Below are 17,608 nucleotides of genomic sequence, written 5' to 3'. Positions count from 1 at the left end.
GAGAAGAAAGCGAGAACACGATGGATCTCAAGAGCTACGTCGATTCCGAGCTGGAGGAGGAAAAGGAGCTGGGGTACTCGCCCTCCGGTGTCTCAGGCAGTGACGGTGACGGCTACCCGGGCTCGGATGACGTCTATGTGCCCGAGAGCGACGTCGACGCCGAGACGATTCGGTTCACGGCTAATGGCGCTGAGCAGTCGGCCTACCTGGTTCGACCAAAGGGCGGTGGCTCGGCTCCCCTCGTCATCGTGATCCACGAGAACAAGGGACTCGTGCCCTACATCAAGAACGTCGCTCGTCGTCTGGCCGCCGAGGGTTATGTCGCAGTCGCCCCGGATCTGCTCGCGCGCGTCGGCGGGACGGACAAGTTCGATGGTGGCGAGGCCGCGATCGCCGCCATTCGTGATCTCGACCCCCAGGGCATGGTCGAGGATGTCCGGGCGACGCTCACCGAAGTTTCCGGCCGCGACGGCGTCGATGCCGACAAGGCGGGCATCATCGGATTCTGCTTCGGCGGTGGTGTCGCGTGGCGGGTGCTGACCCAGGAGCCGCGCCTGTCCGCGGGTGTGCCGTTCTACGGTCCCACACCCGACGAGGAGGCGGTGCCCGACATCACGGCACCCGTGCTCGGCATCTACGGTGAACTCGACGAGCGCATCACCTCGATGCTGCCCGGGATCCGCGAGGCGATGGAGACGCACGGCAAGGAGTTCGGTGCCGTGGTGTTGCCCGACGCCGGCCATGCGTTCCACAACGACACCAACCCGGACCGCTACAACCCTGAAGCTGCGGCCAAGGCGTGGCGTACCGCCGTCGACTTCCTGGACGACACGATCAAGTCCTGAGGTTCGCCGGAAGCCACCGGACGCGCGCCGTCGGATTCTCCCCCGACGCGGCGCGCGTCCGGTCAGGCTTGCCGGCCGAACGACGTCATCGAGGAGCGAAGGACGGATCACCATGCTGTCGAGTGACGATGCAGGACCTCGCTCTTGAGTACCCGCGAACGACTGCGCCGCACGTTCAGTTCGCTCGAGAACCGGAACTATCGGCTCTACTTCGCCGGTCAGACCGTCTCCATCACCGGCACGTGGATGCAACGAGTGAGCCAAGCATGGCTGGTGCTGGAGCTCACCGACTCCGGGACGCTGCTGGGCGTGACCGCAGCTCTGCAACATCTGCCGTTCCTGCTCGTGGGGGTCTGGGGCGGCCTGCTCGCCGATCGCGTGGACAAACGTCGGCTCCTGCTGTGCACCCAGGCCTGCTCGGGGTTGCTGGCGTTCGTCCTCGGGTTGCTCGTACTGACCGGTCGCGTCGAGCTGTGGATGGTGCTCCTGCTCGCGGTGGGCCTCGGAACGATCAATTCCCTGGACCACCCGGCCCGCAATTCCTTCGTACTGGAGATGGTGGGGCCCGAGCACGTGACCAACGCCGTGACGCTCAACAGCGTCACCGTCAACCTCGGTCGGGCGGTCGGACCGGCGGTGGCCGGCGCGCTCATCGCCGCCTTCGGGTTGGCAGCGGCGTTCATGGTCAACGCCGCCTCCTTCGTCGCTGTTCTGCTCGCGCTGGCGCTGATGCGCGCCCGGGACCTGCACCGTGCCATGCCAAGCGGCAAGGGGAAGCGGCAGTTGCGTGCCGGGTTCGAGCACGTGCGTGGGTCCCCGGACCTGACGGGGCCGATGATGCTGCTCACCATGGTGGGATTGTTCGCCGTGGAGTTCCAGGTCAAGATCCCGCTCCTCGCACGCTACGCCTTCGGGGGCGACGCCCAGACGTACGGCATGATGTTCTCGGTCATGGGGGTCGGGGCGGTCCTCGGCGGACTCGGCGTGGCCAGTTCACTGCGCCCGACGCGGCGAGTGCTCCTGATCACGGCCATGCTGTTCGGGGCGGTGATCGTTCTGACCGCCTATTCGCCCAGTCTTCCCCTGGCCTACGTGGCGATCTTCGCACTGGGCGCCGCCAACATCGCGTTCAAGTCGACGGCGATGTCCATGCTCCAGCTGCACGCCGACCCGGCGATGCGCGGGCGCGTGATGTCCATCTCCGGACTGGCGCTGCGTGGCACGACGCCGCTGGCCGCGCCCGTCGCCGGATGGCTCGCCGAACAGGCGGGAGCCCGATTCGCGTTGGGATTCGGCGGAGCCATCACCATGATCACCGCCGTCATCACCTATGACTACCTGCGCCGGTCTTCTCGTGCCGCCACCCGCCCGGCCGGCGGTGCGGCCGCTGATCCCATCACGACCGCGCCCCAATCGTCGGGGCAGGCGGCGCCGCCGCGTTCGTCCGATCTACTGGAGCCCTGAGCTCGTCCCGCCCTGTGAGGGAAGGTGCCCCACATTGTCCACTCGAGTGAAGTTGTCGGTCTCGCTGGGCGACTACGACATCAACCGTGCCATCATCGACGGCCGTGTCCAGCCGCCGGGCGTCGAGTTGCTGCCGCTGGTCCAGACGTCACCCGAGCGGCACTGGCGAATGCTGGTGCACCGCGAATTCGACGTATGCGAACTCTCCATGGGTTCTTATGTCGCGATGCACGGACGGGATGGTGCACCGGATTTCGTCGCGATCCCGGTGTTCCCGCACCGACGTTTCAGGCACTCCTACGTGTTCGTCACCGGCGCCCGACCCATCGGCTCGGCCAGCGACCTGCGAGGCGGGCGCATCGGCATCCGCAGTTGGCAGGTGACCGGTGGCGTCTGGATGAAGGGCTTCCTCGCCGATCATCACCAGCTGCCCCTCGATAGCGTCACCTGGGTGGCGCAGGATCCCGACGACGTGGACGTCGAACTGCCCCCGGGCGTGCATCTCGAGCGAGTACCCGAGGGTGAGACGGTGACCGGTCTGTGCGCACGTGGCGAGCTCGACGGGCTGCTGTACCCCGAGATTCCCGAGCAGGTCCACGCCGGGACCGGCGAGATCCTGCGACTGTTTCCGGACTTCCGTGCCGCGGAGGAGAGTTACTACGCCGCGACCGGCATCTTTCCGATCATGCACGTCGTGGTGCTCAGACGGGAACTGGCGGAGCAGCATCCGTGGTTGGCGCGCAGCTTGTACGAGGCGTTCACCGAATCGAAGCGGCTGTCGATGGAACGGATGCGCGACCCGCGGGTGGTCAGCCTCGCCTGGCTGCGGTGGTTGATCGAGCACGAGCGGGAGTTGCTCGGCCCCGACCCGTGGGAATATGGCCTGTCGAGCGCTAACCGCCACAACCTCGACACCTTCCTGCGTTACGCCCACGAGCAGGGACTGGTCGGCGGTCGCATCCGTTCGGAGGATCTGTTCCTGCCCAGCGTCGTCTCGGATCCGCCCACTTTTGTCTGAGGGGCAGGTTCGGGGGCGCCCGCGGGACCCGCGATCTCGCCAGATGAGACTGGCACGGTGGCTTGCGGCCCACGGCTCTAGGTTCTTCGGGCGGCACATCCACGTCGGGCGAGCCGGATGCCGGCGAGGCGGCGTGCGCTCGAGATCGGGAGTTGCAGATGGGAATCGTACGGTTCGACCACGCCGTCCTTCTCGCCCACGACGAGGCCCGCGCCCGTGCGTTCTACCTGGACCTGCTGGATGCCGAAGTCACCAAGACCTTCATGCGCCCGCTCAAGGGAAAGGACTGCCATCGCAGCTTCTTGCGCCTGGGCGATCATGGTCACGTCATCGGCTTGTTCGAGGATCCCTTCGAAGTTCCTCCGCCACGGACCGCCCGTGAATGGCCAGCGGTCGTCTTCTCGGTGCCGGCGCACCGTTTCGAGCGGGTGGTCGAGACCAGCGACGGGGTGCTCGAGGCGTGCGACATTCCGGGCTTCTCCCCGACCTTCTATACGCACGACACGGAAGGAAACGCCATCGGTCTGACCGTGACGAAGTCCGAGTCACCACAGTTGGTTCGCTTGGAACTCGACTGTCCGGACATCCAAGAAGGCATCGACTTCTACGGCGACGTCTTCGCCATGGGAACGCCCGAGACCGGGAAGCTGTCGGGCGGGGAACCCTTCGCATGGTGGCGGCTCGACGACGCGGGCGGAGGGCTCCTCTCGGTCGCCCACGCCGATGCCCCTGGCGCCAACCCTGGACAGCACTACGCCTTCCTGGTGACACCCGACGCCGAACACCACGCGCTGAAGGCCCAGCTGTCCGAACGCGGGATCGAGGAGGCGCCCGGCCGGCCGGGTGAGCGCAACGAGGGCGAGATCAGCACCTACGTACGTGACCCGTGGGGCCGCAAGCTGCAGTGGACGACGCCGGTCGACGTGTAGTGGGAAGTGTCGTGCGGTCAGTTGCTGCCGGAGCGCGAGAGAGGACCGATCTTGGCCGTAATCCTGTCGAGCACGGATGTCATCGACCTGCTCACGTTCGATGAGGCCATCGACGTGACCGAGCGCGTCTATCGCGACTCGAACGTCGAGGACCGTCGCGTGCACTCGCCGGTCCGCATGAAACTTCCGCGTGGATCGCTCCGCATCGTCACGGGAGCGCTCCTCAACGACAACGTCATGGGGGCGCGCCTCGGCTCGGCCAGCGGCCTCGCGGGCAATATGTCGCCCATCGTGCTCTTCGAAGCGGACAGCGGCAACATTCTTGCGATCATGGCCTATCCGTTCAGCATCATGCGTACGGGGGTCACGGTCGCCGTCGGCACGAAGTGGATCTCACCCGAGGCGGCCACGACCGCTGCCCTCATCGGGGCGGGAAGAAATGCCCTGAGCGCGCTCGAGGGCATGATCGCCGTGCGACCGATCACCGCGGCGACCGTCTACAGCCGAACTGCGGAGAAGCGTGATGCACTGGCCGATATCGCCACGCGGAAATTCGGCATTCCGGTCACGGCGGTCGGAAACAGCGACGAGGCCGTTGCCGATGCGGATCTCATCGCCTGTGTCACCAGCGCGACCGATCACGTGTTCGACCCCGCAAAGGTGCTCCGGGACGTCCATGTCAACTCGGTCGGTAGTGTCAACGAAGTCCCGGACGCGATCTTCCGTGCCGCCGCCGGCATCTTCCTCGGCTCGAAGAAGCAGGAGCTGCAGTACGCGCACTACCACTCCTTCGCCGGCGACGCTCCACGCAACGCGCTGCTGGAGCTGATCGAAACCGGTGAGATCGACTGGGACGCGGTGCACGACCTCGATGCGGCGCTCAAAGGCTGGTCACGTCCCCGTCCGGGACCGACCGTCTTCAAGGAGACGCGCGGCGGCGTCGGCGACGTGGCATTGGCGCATTTTGCCTACGAGCGTGCACGCGAACTGGGGAGAGGACTCCCGCTTCAACTCTGAGCAGTCTGCCAGCCACGACGATGGGTCGGGCCAATTCGACGTGCGACGCCGCTCAACCTGCCGCCTCCTGAAGCTCGATCGCGACGTCGATGATCATGTCCTCCTGGCCTCCGACGACCTTGCGGCGCCCGAGCTCCAGCAGGATGTCCGAGGTCGGTACCCCGTAGCGTTCGCTCGCGCGTTGGGCATGCAGCAGGAACGAGCCGTACACACCGGCATACCCCAGGATGATCCCATCACGGTCGATGATCTGGGGGCGGTGTTGCAGCGGTCGCACGACATCCTCCGCTACGTCGACCAGGCGCAGTGGCTGGACACCGGTTTCAATACCGGACAGGTCGCAGACGGCAGCGAGCAACTCGGTTGGGCAGTTGCCGGCGCCCGCGCCCAGACCCGTCGTACATGCGTCGACCTGGTCGGCGCCCTCTTCGATGGCCGCGATCGAATTCGCGACGGCGAGCGAGAGGTTGTTGTGGGCGTGGATGCCGACCTGGCAGGACAGCCCCTGCTTGAGCAACCCCACCCGTTCCCGGGCAGCATCGATGGTGAGTGCTCCCGCGGAATCCACGACGTAGACGCAGTCCGCACCGTACGACTCCATCAATCGGGCTTGCTTCAGGAGATCCTCGGGTTCGAGCATGTGGGCCATCATGAGGAACCCTACGGTCTCCATGCCGAGCCGTTTCGCCTCTCGGAGGTGCTGCTCGGAGATGTCCGCCTCGGTGCAGTGGGTCGCAATGCGGGCGATGTCGACGCCGTAGTTCGCGACCCTCTGCAGCTCTTCGCGCACGCCGATGCCGGGAAGCAGCAGCACTGCGAGCTTGGCGTTCTTCCGGGCCTCCACCGCCGCCTGGAGCAGTAGGTGTTCATCGGTGCCGGAAAAACCGTAGTTGAAGCTCGAACCGCCGAGCCCGTCGCCGTGCGAGATCTCGATGACCGGTACTCCGGCCATGTCGAGGGCGCCGACCACCGCCCGCACATGCCCCTCGGTGAACTGGTGGGCCACGGCATGCGAGCCGTCCCTCAGGGTCGAATCGGTGAGTCTGAAGCTGGTCATGAGAGGATCCTCCGGGCAGTGCAGGCGGACGGGGCGGGGGATGGGCATCTAGAGCGGTGATACGACAGGAAACGACCGTCTCAGGGGCCTTGCATCCACAGGGTCGTTCCGGTGATGTGATTCGCCCCGTGGCTACACAGGAACAACAAGGGGGCGATGATGTCCTCGGGGGCGGCGAGGTCACGCGGCACCCCTTCGCCGCCGCGGTGAGCGCCTTCCGGGTAGGTCGCCCGAAACAGCGGTGTGTCGGTCGCGCCGGGCGCGATGCAGTTGACGGTGACGGACGTGTTCCGCAACTCCTCGGCCAGAGATCGGGTAAACGCCATGAGACCGGCCTTCGATGCGGAGTACGCGGTGCTTTCCGGGCGACCTCGCGCCGCAAAACTCGAGCCGAGATTCAACACGCGCCCCCAGGCGGCCGCCTGGAGCGCGGGCAGGCATATCGCCGTCGTCGCAACGGCAGCGGTGAGATTGGTGGCGATCACCCCGGCCCACGTCTCGCGGTCCAGATTCTCGAGTCGTCCCCGGCCGAAGATTCCCAGGGCATTGACGAGCACGTTCAGAGGCTCGGGACCGATCAGTTGGGAGAGTTCGTGTTCGGTGGTGGCAGCCAGGTCGCAGCACCTGCCGACGACCCGCCCGCCATACGTGCTCGTGAGCTGCTCACCCCAGCTCACGATGTCGGGATCGATGTCGATGGCGAGGACTGATGCACCTCGTTGCGCGAGCGCCACGGTCACCGCCTGCCCGAATCCCCCGTGTGCGCCTGTGACGACTGCCCGGGTGCCTGCCAACCGTTCCTCCGACATCGTCCTCCCTTCCTGGCGTGGTGGCTTCCGTCTCGCGGTCACTTCGGCGGTGTGGTCTCAGCCGCTCGGCACGATGCGGCAGTCCTCGCCACGGACGCGCAGCCACACGTGTTCGCCGATACCCCGCGGCTCGATGTCCATGCCGCGCGTCCGCAGGATGTTGCCGGCGACCTCGACCTCGTGTTCGACGGACTCGCCCAGGAAGGCGCGATTGCGCACGATCCCCTCCAACCAACCGGGCGTGCCCGCTGCTGGCGGTTGCGCGTCCGTGCGTCCTTCGATGGTGATGCATTCTGGGCGCATGGCAATCATGACCTCGTGGCCGGAACGCAACTCCGGGATCGCCGGTGACAGCTGCGCATGCAGCAGATTCCCACCCACGTCGACCACGCAGCAGTCGTTCGTTCGCGTGGACCGAACGGTTCCCGCGACGAGGTTGGCAGAACCGATGAAGTCCGCGACGAAGGCATTCGCCGGCGACTTGTAGATCTCGGCAGGAGGCCCCTCCTGGACGATCTGACCGTCCTTCATGACGGCAACGACGTTGGACATCGCGAGCGCCTCGACCTGGTCGTGGGTGACGTACAACGAGGTGATGCCGCTCTCGCGTTGGAGGCGCTTGAGCTCGAGCCGCATCGATTCGCGAAGCTTGGCATCGAGGTTCGACAACGGTTCGTCGAGCAGCAGCATGCGCGGTCGGCTGATCAACGCTCGGGCCAGGGCGAGACGCTGTTGCTGTCCACCCGACAGCGCCGTTGCTCGACGGTCCCCGTATCCCTCGAGATGAACCGCGGCGAGCGCTGCCTCCACCCGCTCCCGGATCTGCGACTTGGGTACACGCTGCGCACGCCGCCCGACCCGCAGCGGGTAGGCCACGTTCTGCGCGACGCTCAGATGGGGCCAGATCGCATAGGACTGGAACACCATGCCGAGCTGGCGTTGATTCGGTGCGATGTTGATCTTCTCCGCCGCGTCGTACAGCACGCTTCCGCCGAGGCTGATCGTGCCGCCGCTCGGCGTCTCGAGGCCGGCCACGCAACGCAGTGTCGTCGTCTTGCCGCAGCCGGATGGTCCCAGCAGCGTGTACATCTTCCCGTCGGGCACATGGAAGGACACGCCGTCGACCGCCAGGTGTCCGGCGTCGTCGCGTCGCCCACCCGGCTCGTAACGCTTGCGCAGTTGTTCAACCTGCAGCATGTCGCACCTCTTGCATCGTCGAAGCCATATGGAGTCGCGTCATAGCGAGAGCAGCGCCGTCCCTCCCGCCGCAAACAGAGCGGCGATGCCAACGGCGGCGCCGACTCGTTCGATGCGGTTGATGAACACCCGTACCAGTAGCGCCACGATGATCGGTTGCATCGACACGATCGGCGCGACCACGGACAACTCCCCGTCGAGCAGGGCCCAGAAGAGCAGCACCTGGGCGCCAGCGCTGCTAACGCCGCTGAGCAGAAACCACCTCACGTCGCGGTCCGTGATCCGCGCCAGCAGACCTTTCGCGCGGCCGCTGAATGCCATCGCCGCGGTCCAGGTGAGTGCCGAGACCGTGATACCGATGAAGGCACCCGCCAGCGGGTCGGCGAACAGCTCGAGACCGGCCTTGCGGACGTAATCCGCGAGGCCGTAGGTAGCACCGGCCACGAACGGCAACACCAGAAACGACAGCCGCGCCCATCTGGTCACCTCGAGAGGTCGCCGCTGATCGCTGGAACGACCCGCCCGTACGGCGAGCATGATCCCGCTCAGCATGAGAGCGATACCGGCCACCCGCAGGACCGTGAGCTCTTCGGCGAGCAGGACCGCACCCATGGTGACGGAGACCAGTGGGTGGCAGGCCGCGATGATCGGCACGGTGCGGGTCGCGCCGATCCGCGATACCGAGGTGATCGAAGCGAAGCGTGCCACCCCTGGCCCCAACAGCCCGGCCAGCCCAAAGACCACCAGTGCTCGGGGGTCCGGACGTCCGATGCCTCGGATCGCGACCGCTATCCCGAGCATGAGAGTCCCGGAGTACAACGAGAGCAGCAAACCGGTGGACGGAGCGATGCGGCGTGTCCCGAGCCGAACGGCGAGCTGTGAGAGCGAGTAGCAGGTCGCCGCCGCGAGGGCCAGGGCAGGTGCGGACATTCAAGCTTCCCGGATGTGCTGCGTGCACGGGTCGCAGCTCACAGCTTCCAACCTGCGGCGAGCATGCCCATGACCGCCTGGTAGAAGACGTCGTAGGCGTGCGTCGAGGGCGGGACGAAGTCGATCAGCCCTAAGAGCACGAGCAGCGCCCGCATCTCGGGGTCGCCGTGTTTGAGCAGGTCGTCGGCGGTGAGGCTGCGAAAGAAGTCCTCGTCGCCGGCTTGGAGCGCGGTCACGACACGGCGGTCGAAGTCGCCGTCGACCGATCCGAGGGTGTGGGGACCGTCATAGGCCGGCCAGGGGTAGCCCGCGGTGAAGTGCGACATGCCACCCGAGGCGACGACCCCCACGCGCAGGTCATCGGGGAGGTCGGCCAGTGCGCGTCCGAGCGTCCGTCCGAAATCGATGCAGCGGCCCGGTTCGGGCGCCGGGACGTGGATGGCGTTGACGAACACCGGCACGCAGGCGTAGCCCAGCAGGTCGAGATGTTCGAGCGGCTGGGCGTGGGCGTGTGACTTCAAGAGTTCGTGCTCGAAGTGTTCGACCTGAGCCGTATCGAACCCATCGCGGACGCTCCGGTCGAGCAGGGCGCGTGCCAGACTGGCGTCGCATCCGAGTTCGTACGGGCTGTCCTTGTCCCGATCGCTGGCGCTGACGCAACGTTGCCCGGTGTAGACGGCGAACTGGGGTTGCACGCCCGAGAACACCTCGTTCTGATCATCTCCGACCACCAGCAGCACGTCGGGGCGAGCCTCGGTCATGCAGTCTCGAGCCTCGCCAAGTGCCGCCCGCCAGCTTGCGAAGCGTTCACGGTTCGAGGTCACGTCCTCCGCGGCGAGCTCCGGCCGCTCGTCGGGGACGACGCCATAGCGACGCTCGTACGAGGCGCGCATGCGTTGACGGCGCGCGTCCCAGTGTTCGGGATCGAGGAACGCGAACGCGTGTGACGTCGCGAGAGCACCGACGATCGAAGCCATCGGAACACCTTTCGTTTCGGGAGACGGGGCGGACAGGGGAATGGATCAGGTCTCGAGGCCGAGGCGTCGCGCCAGCTTGAGCACGGTGACCGTGATGATCAGGGCGGTGAAGGCGATGATCACGCCGACCACGCTTGCGGCCTCGAGCCGACCGCCGGAGGCATACGAGAACATCAGCAGCGGCAGCGTTCGGGTGCTCGGCGTCGCCAGGAGGACGGTGGCGGAGATGTCACGCAGCGTCTGCATGAGCGCGAACAGGAAGACGCTCACCATCATCGGTGCCATCAGCGGCAGGGTCACGGTGCGCAGCGTCGCGAGCCGGCTCGCGCCGGCCATCAGCCCGGCCTCCTCGAATTCTCGAGGGATCTGGCCGGCCGCCGACTGCAACATCGCCACGGCCAGCGGCATCGTCATGACGAGCAGCACGACGATCATGGGCACGATGGTGCCGTGGTACTGCCGGACGACCGGCGAGTTGAGGAAGATCATCAGGTAGGCGACACCGAGCAGGATGCCCGGGACCGCCCAGGGGATCCACACCAGGACACCGACCAGCCACCAGGAGCGCGATCGTGCCGGTGCACGGCACATCGCCCAGCCGAGCATGCTGTACACCGCGGTGCCGATGCCTGCGACCCCGAGGCCGACCAGCACCGAGGTACGAATGGCGCGACTGAATGCCTCGGCCCGCAGGACGTCGGTCCAGTGGGACAGCGTCAACGGGTTGGTGAGATGGAAGAAGCCGAAGAGGCGACTGAACGAACCGAGCATGACCATCGCCAGGGGCAGCAGCAGCCCGATGAGAAAGTAGAGGGCGATGGCGCCGAAGAACAGCCAGGCGAGACGGTCACGTGGTGGGCGTTGGGCGGCCCGGCCCTTGAGCCCGATGGTGGGTGTCTCACCGCGTCTGGCCGCGAATCGGACGTAGACGACCGCGGCCAGGATCATGAGTGCCAGGAATATCGTGCTCAGCGCCATCGCTTCGCCGTAGATCGGCGGGTCCCAGGCCAGGAGCGCGAAGATCCGGGTGGCGAAGACCTGTATGCCGGCGGGGAGACCGAGAATCTGCTCGATCTCGAAGACCTCGAGACCCTTGATCATGCCGGCGAGGAATGCCGTGGCCACCGCTGGTGCCACCAAGGGCAGCGTCACGGTTCGCCACACCTGCCAGCGGGTCGCGCCATGTAGCAGTGCCGCCTCCTCCAGTCCGACGTCGAGGTGCTGGAGCGCCGGCCTGAGGAAGATGACGATGACCGGAATCGTGCTGGCCGTCAGGTGGACCCACAGGATTCCCGTGAAGGAGTAGATCTCGAGATCGAGGAACGGAACGGCGCTGGCGATGATCCCGTAGTTGCCGTCGAGCAGCAGGATCCATCCCAACATCAGCGGCAGTGTCGGGACGAAGAACGCGAACCACAGCCCGTACTCGATCATGCGCTTGCACGGGACGTCCAGGCGGATCAACGCCCAGGCGAACGCGAAGGCGATCGCTAGCCCGATCGGCACACGAACCGTCAGCAAGAACGACGTGACGATGGCCGAGAGCGAACGTGAGTTGGAGAAGACCGCTTGCCAGGCGTCCACCGTGAACGTGAAGCCCGACCCCAGCATCTGCGCATTGACACTGCTGAGCACGACGACCAACACCGGCGGCAGGACGACGGCGGCGATGAAAATGCCGGCAATTCGACCCCAGCGAGACGAGATGACACCCACGCTCAACATCCATCGACAGGGCCGGCCTCGGGATCCGCGACGACGAGATCGTGGAGCCCGAGGCCGACCGTGGGCTAACGGCCCAGCGCCTCCGCGAGCTCCTCGGTCACCTGTGGCCGCACGGTGGTGTACCAGTCCTCGGTGTACTGATCGATGTAGTCGACGCCCTCCTGCGGGGTGACGTACTCGGGCACCTCGGCCTCACTGTCGACGCGCAGGGAGGGCTCCATGAGCACCTCGGCGTAGACGTCCAGACCGCGCCCCGAGGCCCACCAGTTGAGGAACACCTGCGCGGCGTTCGGGTGCGGCGCGCCCACGGGCTGCTTGAGGACGGAGAACCCACCTGTCAGCGCGCCCGGGCCGTCCTCCATGTGGCGCACCTCGATGGGTAGACCTTCGGTGCGGTAGCGTTCGACGTCTGGCGCGATGCCGCCCAATGCGACGTCATAGGTGCCACGGGCGATCCACTCCATGAGCTGACCGCCATCCTGGGTGTAGGTCACCTCCTGTCCGTCGAACAACTCCACGATGTAGTCCATGCCCTTGACCTCGGCGAGGTAGGCAGCGGCCGACTGCCCCTGCCCGCCGGTGCGGGGATCGTACGCAGCGATGCGGCCCACGAGTTCGGGCTGGAGCAGGTCATCCCAGGTCGTGACCGTGATGTCACCCAGGGAGTCGGGGTTGACCGCCACCCAGCCGTGGATCCACTCCGTGGTCTGCAGCATGTACTGATCGTCGTTGTCGAGGTACTTCTGGTCCCCGGGCTTCCAGTTGTCGTTGTTCGTGGCCGAGGGCAGAATCAGCTGCGGCCGTATGGGCTCCAGGAGTCCCTCGGGCAGCAACGTGTTGAGCTGTGTACCGCCGCCCATCGAGACGTCGATGGTCACGTTTCCGGCTTGGGCCTCCTGGTCGAGGCGCGAGTTCAGCTCGCGCGTATTGCCGCCCAGGTAGCTCAGCGTGAGCCCGGTGTCGGCTTCGAACGCGGTGGTCATCGCGTCGTCGAGGAAAGCCGGCCCGGCAACGACGACCTCACCCTCTTCCGCGGCGGCGGCGAGGATCTCCTCCCACTCCGGTGGGGCATCGGCGTCCCAGGCGCCGGACTCACCAGCGTCGGGTTCTTCCGTTGCGGGTTCGTCGGTGGCGGGTTCTTCGGTGTTGGGTTCTTCGGTGTCGGGTTCTTCGGTTCCGGTCGCCGCGGGTTCGTCGGGCGCGGCGCCATCCGTGCCGTCGGTGCCCGCGCACGCCGCCAAGAGAATCGCCAGGCTGAGCCCGGCTCCCAGGGCCGTGCGGCTCCTCGTATTGCGCATCTTCATTTGGATTCTCCCGGTTCGATCTGGGTGCACCGGACGGTGCATCCGTTCATGCTGCGGCGGTGCAGGGCGACGGCCCCTCCCCGTCAGAGTGAGAGCGTGGGGATCTCGCTGGGGGTCGGGACCTGGTGGGACAGTTCGACGCTTTGGCCGGTTGCGGCGGATTCGGCAAGGGCCAGGCAGGCCTCGAGCGTGGCCGCGCCCCACCAGCCGTCGTGGAATACGGGCCGGTCCTCACGGATCGATCGGTACAGCTCGAGGAGTTCCGCGGCCCGGGCCCGCAGGGAGCTTCGGAGATCGACGGACCGCCGGCCTTCGTCGGTGTAGAGGTACAGCCCCTGCCGACTCTGACGGGCGGCGGCCTGATCCAGTGAGAGGATCGACATGCCGAAGAATGGCTGGTCGCGGGGTTCCTCCGGCTTGGAGTAGCCCCAGACGTTGCGCAAGGCCTCGCCGGGATCCTTCGCCCCGTAGCGGCCGACCTCCTTCTGCCGTTCGAGTTCCTCGTCCATTCCGTCGCGGCCGTGCCGGTCGAGCAGGTCGCCGATGTTGTGACGCATCCGCGCGTTGAGATCCTCCGGCCGGGCTTGGCCGCCCTCGCCGATCCAGCCGTAGAGCTCGGCGATGTCGAACAGGCCGCGTGCGTCGTAGGTCAACGTGGCCGAGGCGCCCGAGTCGAACCGCAGGAGAGCCTGGTAGCCGCCAGTGACGTCACGCAGGGAGTCGTGGAAGGTCGTGGCCGTCACGCTGGTCACCACGCCACCACCGATCTGGCGCGCGATGTCGAGCTGGTGGGGGCCTTGGTTGAGGACCGGACCCATCGTGTCGGCGAGTTCCGGCGTCGGCCACGGCATGACGTTGAAGCTGTTGTACATCATCGAGGTGAAAGCCCGCATGGGCCCGTAGCGGCCGGACTGGGCCAGGCGTGTCATCTCGATGATCGGCGCGTCGAAGCACTTGGTGTGGCCGGCGAGGAGCTTCACGCCGGAGTCCTCGGCCTTGCGGCACATCAGCAGCGCATCGTCGAGACTGAGCGCCATCGGCTTTTCCACCAGCACGTGTTTGCCGGCCTCGGCAGCCTTGATGCTCTGCTCGCAGTGCAGCTCCGGCGGTGTGGCGATGTAGACGACGTCGACCTCCGGCATCTCGAGGATGGGCTCGAAGTCCGCGAAGGCGCGGCCGTTGAAGTCGCGCTCGAACGCGTCACGGGCCTGTGCGCGAGGATCGGCTGCGGCAACGATGCGGTAGGGCAGTTCGTGCACCTCCGGGTGCTGATAGAGCACCCGGTTGACGGCCTGTCCCAGCCCCACGAACGCCAGGTTGAGGACCTGCTCTGCCATGTCTCCACCTTGGTTCGAAAGATCGATCCGCCGGTCGCGGCGGTCGAATGTCGAAATCAGAAGAACGTGCTGAATGCCCGTGGGAGCACCCGCTCGATCAGATGGACGGTGCGGGAATGCAGCAACACCTGCGGCCCGTCGTCGGGCCCCACCGACCAGACGTCCTCGCGCCGGCCGGCGAACACGTCGACACGGGTTTCATGACGGGTCTGGTGCAGGGTGAAGTTGGTGATGACGCGGAAATTGCGCGCGCCGGGGGGCCGGTCGTTCGCCAGCTCCTCGATCAGTGCGACACCGACCACACGCGCCGTCATCGAGGGCGGCATCTCGCCGTGCGCGAGGCCGGTCTGCAGCCGCGCCACTCGCAGTCGCAGCCCTTCGTGGGTCTCGTCGAGGTACGGGAACGACAGGGCGTCGTCCCCCGTGCCGAAGGCCTCTTCGGCGCCCGAGCGGCCATGCACCCATTCGGGGATGGGCACCAGGTAGCGCACGTCGGAGGCGAGCGTCTCCAGCCATCGGTCGTACTGGTTGGTGTCGAGCAGGTAGGCCTCGCGGGCCAGGGCCTGCGTCAACAGCTGGGCGTGCAGCGGCTCGACCGCCGCCGACGTCGTCGAGCTCATCTGGATTCCTCCGGTGCGGCTCGCCGGTGACAGCGGGAGCTCATGACGTCCCCTCGAGATAGCTGTCCCAGGTCCGGTAGAACTCGCGCTGGTTCGCTTCGCTGACCTGCGGGAACAGGGTTCCCAGGCCGCGTTGGGACCAGCGGGCGGCATAGTCGGCATCGTCGGGATCGGGGAACTGCTCGGAGATTCCTGCGGCCATCGAGTAGTCGAACGGGACCGTGCGGCTGACGCTGCCGCGCACGTTCGCCGCGATGCGCTCGAAGTTCTCGTGGTCGTCGGGTGCGACCATCCCGGCGGCCGCCTGACGGTCCTTGAGGACCGACACCGCACGGCGCTTGACGATGTCCGGCGCGTCGCGGTCGACCGCCGCCCACTGCACGATCTCGGTTTCGTGCGGGCCGCGGGGAATCCAGAGAAGGAAACCCGAGGCGTAGAGCGCCGAGCTGATCCCGATGAGCGCCAGGTTCGGGAACAGGTTGCCGGCATGGAAGGCGTAGGCGAGGTCGTCGTCGTCGCCGGAGATCACCTGGTGACGATGACGCACCCATTCGACCGCCTCGGGGCCGAGTTTCTCTGCCTTGGCCAGGTCCTCCTGGTAGGCCTCCGGGCCGACCTTGAGCTCGAGGAAGCCGTGCGCCGCGCCGGCGCCGAAGTTGGTGGCGACGGTGAAGCGCCGTTCCTTCTGCAGGCCGTGGGACAGCGCCGCGGTCGGATTCTGCTTCATCAGCGAGATCACCGACGCGTGGGTCACCTTGAAGTGGTAGTCGTCGCCGGCGAAGTTCTCCGCGAGCAGTTTCCAGTTCACGGGCATGATGTACTTCTGAGGCTGGGGCAGGAACTGCAGACCGCCGAGTCCCGCATTGTCGACGTAACGCTCGAGTAGCGGGGTCGCCTCGCCCAGGTAGTCGCGGAGTGCTGGAGCAGTCGGGTCCCAGGTGCCGAACAGCAGGCCGCCTACGGCCTCGACACGTGGCACCTCGACGAGGCCGAGCCGGTCACGATCCAGTGTCGTGCGGTAGGCCTCCCGCTCGCGGGGTACGCCGGTGAGTTGCCCGCTCGTGCCGTAGGTCCAGCCGTGGAAGCTGCACGTGAAACTGTTGGCCTTGCCGCGATCGTGGAGGCACAACTTGTTGCCACGATGCCGGCATTTGTTGAGGTAGGCCCGGGCCCGACCACTCGCCGCGTCCTTCCAGAGGACGATTGCGTCGTTGCCCATGGGCAGGCTGACGAAGTCGCCGGGCTCCTGCACCATGGATTCGTGGCCGATGAACTGCCAGCTGCGCGCGAAGACGGTCTTCAGCTCCCGTTCATAGACGTCAGCGGCGTCGAAGTATTCGCCACTGACGGTCTCCCAGTCGTTGTTCTTGCTCGATTCCACGTCGACTCTCCCGTTGTCGCGTTCCACCACTCAACCGGCGGCGCCGACTCGCGCGCGAGCCAGACGCTCAGCCACTCGCGCCGCGGCGGCGGTCATGATGTCGAGGTTGCCCGCATACGGCGGCAAGTAGTCGCCGTTGCCCTCCACTTGCAGCAACACGGTGACGCGAGCGAGGCCGTCCCATTCGGGCCGCGGCCCGTCGAACTGCGGCGACGCGACAAGGCGATACCCCGGCACATAGGCGGCGACGGCCGCCACCATCCGTTCGACGGAAGCCGTGATCGCTTCCTGATCGGCTTCGGGATCGATCGCGCAGTACACCGTGTCGCGCATGATCATGGGTGGCTCGGCGGGGTTGAGCACGATGATCGCCTTGCCACGTGCAGCGCCGCCGACGGCCTCCAGTCCCGCTGCGGTGGTCTGGGTGAACTCGTCGATGTTGGCGCGCGTGCCGGGTCCCGCCGAGCGTGAGGCGATGGACGCCACGATCTCGGCGTAGGCGACCGGAGTAACCCGCGAGACGGCTGCGACCATCGGGATCGTGGCCTGCCCCCCGCAGGTGATCATGTTCATGTTCGAGGTGCCGAGATGTTGGTCGAGGTTCACGCTCGGGACGACAGAGGGGCCCAGCGCACACGGCGTCAGGTCGACTGCCTGGATCCCCGCCGCTTCGTACAGCGGCGCGTTGTGGCGATGCGCGCTCGCCGAGGTCGCCTCGAAGACGACGTCCGGAACATCCTCGCGTCCGACGAGCCACGGCACGCCGTCTGCGGACGCCTCGACGCCATGTTGTTCGGCGAAGCGCAAACCGTCCGAATCGGGGTCGATGCCGACCATGTAGCGGACTTCGACGTGTTCGCTGCGCTGCAACTTGAGCAGCAGGTCGGTGCCGATATTGCCCGGGCCGACGATCGCCACCGAAAGCGGCGCCTCGGACTGCCCGCTGGGGCTGTTGTCCACGTCCAATGCAAGGCTCCCTGCCACGAACCAGCGATCGA

The 17,608-nt window shown here is 66.7% G+C and carries 16 protein-coding genes; 5 read left to right on the top strand and 11 right to left on the bottom strand.

Annotation, left to right across the window (positions count from 1 at the left end; all coding sequences use genetic code 11):
• Window positions 1-20 precede the first annotated feature (20 nt).
• The 5 genes from ACERMF_RS12165 to ACERMF_RS12145 all read left to right on the top strand — a co-directional run bounded on the left by ACERMF_RS12165 (window position 21) and on the right by ACERMF_RS12145 (window position 5,273).
• Entirely contained in the window at window positions 21-845 is an 825-nt protein-coding gene (locus tag ACERMF_RS12165; protein ID WP_373669376.1) for a dienelactone hydrolase family protein, read from the top strand.
• A gap of 144 nt (window positions 846-989) precedes the next feature.
• Window positions 990-2,309, top strand: a complete 1,320-nt coding sequence (locus ACERMF_RS12160) for an MFS transporter (protein ID WP_373669375.1) — start codon at window positions 990-992, stop codon at window positions 2,307-2,309.
• Between the two features lie 34 nt (window positions 2,310-2,343).
• On the top strand, window positions 2,344-3,327 hold the full coding sequence (locus ACERMF_RS12155; RefSeq protein ID WP_373669374.1) for an ABC transporter substrate-binding protein: 984 nt from the start codon (window positions 2,344-2,346) through the stop codon (window positions 3,325-3,327).
• A gap of 158 nt (window positions 3,328-3,485) precedes the next feature.
• Entirely contained in the window at window positions 3,486-4,256 is a 771-nt protein-coding gene (locus tag ACERMF_RS12150) for a VOC family protein (RefSeq protein ID WP_373669373.1), read from the top strand.
• A 51-nt stretch (window positions 4,257-4,307) separates the two neighbouring features.
• Window positions 4,308-5,273, top strand: coding sequence for a hypothetical protein (locus tag ACERMF_RS12145; RefSeq protein ID WP_373669372.1), 966 nt, complete (start codon window positions 4,308-4,310; stop codon window positions 5,271-5,273).
• Between the two features lie 52 nt (window positions 5,274-5,325).
• On the opposite strand, the gene dmpG is transcribed toward ACERMF_RS12145, so the two are convergent.
• The 11 genes from dmpG to ACERMF_RS12090 all read right to left on the bottom strand — a co-directional run bounded on the left by dmpG (window position 5,326) and on the right by ACERMF_RS12090 (window position 17,576).
• Window positions 5,326-6,330, bottom strand: a complete 1,005-nt coding sequence (gene dmpG / locus ACERMF_RS12140) for a 4-hydroxy-2-oxovalerate aldolase (protein WP_373669371.1) — start codon at window positions 6,328-6,330, stop codon at window positions 5,326-5,328.
• 80 nt (window positions 6,331-6,410) lie between these two features.
• A complete protein-coding gene (locus tag ACERMF_RS12135) occupies window positions 6,411-7,139 on the bottom strand; it encodes an SDR family NAD(P)-dependent oxidoreductase (protein ID WP_373669370.1) in 729 nt (242 codons plus the stop codon).
• A gap of 57 nt (window positions 7,140-7,196) precedes the next feature.
• Window positions 7,197-8,336 (bottom strand): ABC transporter ATP-binding protein, encoded by a 1,140-nt coding sequence (locus ACERMF_RS12130; protein ID WP_373669369.1) that lies wholly within the window; start codon window positions 8,334-8,336, stop codon window positions 7,197-7,199.
• Between the two features lie 39 nt (window positions 8,337-8,375).
• A complete protein-coding gene (locus ACERMF_RS12125) occupies window positions 8,376-9,266 on the bottom strand; it encodes an EamA family transporter (RefSeq protein WP_373669368.1) in 891 nt (296 codons plus the stop codon).
• Between the two features lie 38 nt (window positions 9,267-9,304).
• Window positions 9,305-10,243, bottom strand: a complete 939-nt coding sequence (locus ACERMF_RS12120) for a hypothetical protein (protein WP_373669367.1) — start codon at window positions 10,241-10,243, stop codon at window positions 9,305-9,307.
• Between the two features lie 45 nt (window positions 10,244-10,288).
• Window positions 10,289-11,959, bottom strand: coding sequence for an ABC transporter permease (locus ACERMF_RS12115; protein WP_373669366.1), 1,671 nt, complete (start codon window positions 11,957-11,959; stop codon window positions 10,289-10,291).
• 74 nt (window positions 11,960-12,033) lie between these two features.
• Complete coding sequence (locus tag ACERMF_RS12110; protein WP_373669365.1) at window positions 12,034-13,272, bottom strand: ABC transporter substrate-binding protein; 1,239 nt, start codon at window positions 13,270-13,272, stop codon at window positions 12,034-12,036.
• An 83-nt stretch (window positions 13,273-13,355) separates the two neighbouring features.
• Window positions 13,356-14,609, bottom strand: a complete 1,254-nt coding sequence (locus ACERMF_RS12105) for a Gfo/Idh/MocA family protein (protein WP_373669364.1) — start codon at window positions 14,607-14,609, stop codon at window positions 13,356-13,358.
• A 56-nt stretch (window positions 14,610-14,665) separates the two neighbouring features.
• Window positions 14,666-15,229 carry an aromatic-ring-hydroxylating dioxygenase subunit beta gene (locus tag ACERMF_RS12100; protein WP_373669363.1) on the bottom strand — a complete coding sequence of 188 codons (564 nt, stop codon included), beginning with the start codon at window positions 15,227-15,229 and terminating at the stop codon, window positions 14,666-14,668.
• 40 nt (window positions 15,230-15,269) lie between these two features.
• Window positions 15,270-16,610, bottom strand: a complete 1,341-nt coding sequence (locus ACERMF_RS12095) for a Rieske 2Fe-2S domain-containing protein (RefSeq protein ID WP_373669362.1) — start codon at window positions 16,608-16,610, stop codon at window positions 15,270-15,272.
• A 30-nt stretch (window positions 16,611-16,640) separates the two neighbouring features.
• Window positions 16,641-17,576 (bottom strand): acetaldehyde dehydrogenase (acetylating), encoded by a 936-nt coding sequence (locus tag ACERMF_RS12090; protein WP_373669361.1) that lies wholly within the window; start codon window positions 17,574-17,576, stop codon window positions 16,641-16,643.
• Window positions 17,577-17,608: the final 32 nt, after the last annotated feature.

It is taken from the genome of Egicoccus sp. AB-alg6-2 (genome assembly GCF_041821025.1).
Classification (GTDB): domain Bacteria; phylum Actinomycetota; class Nitriliruptoria; order Nitriliruptorales; family Nitriliruptoraceae; genus Egicoccus.
Note: the sequence above shows the minus strand (reverse complement) of the source record. Positions and strands in the feature narration are given on the sequence as shown.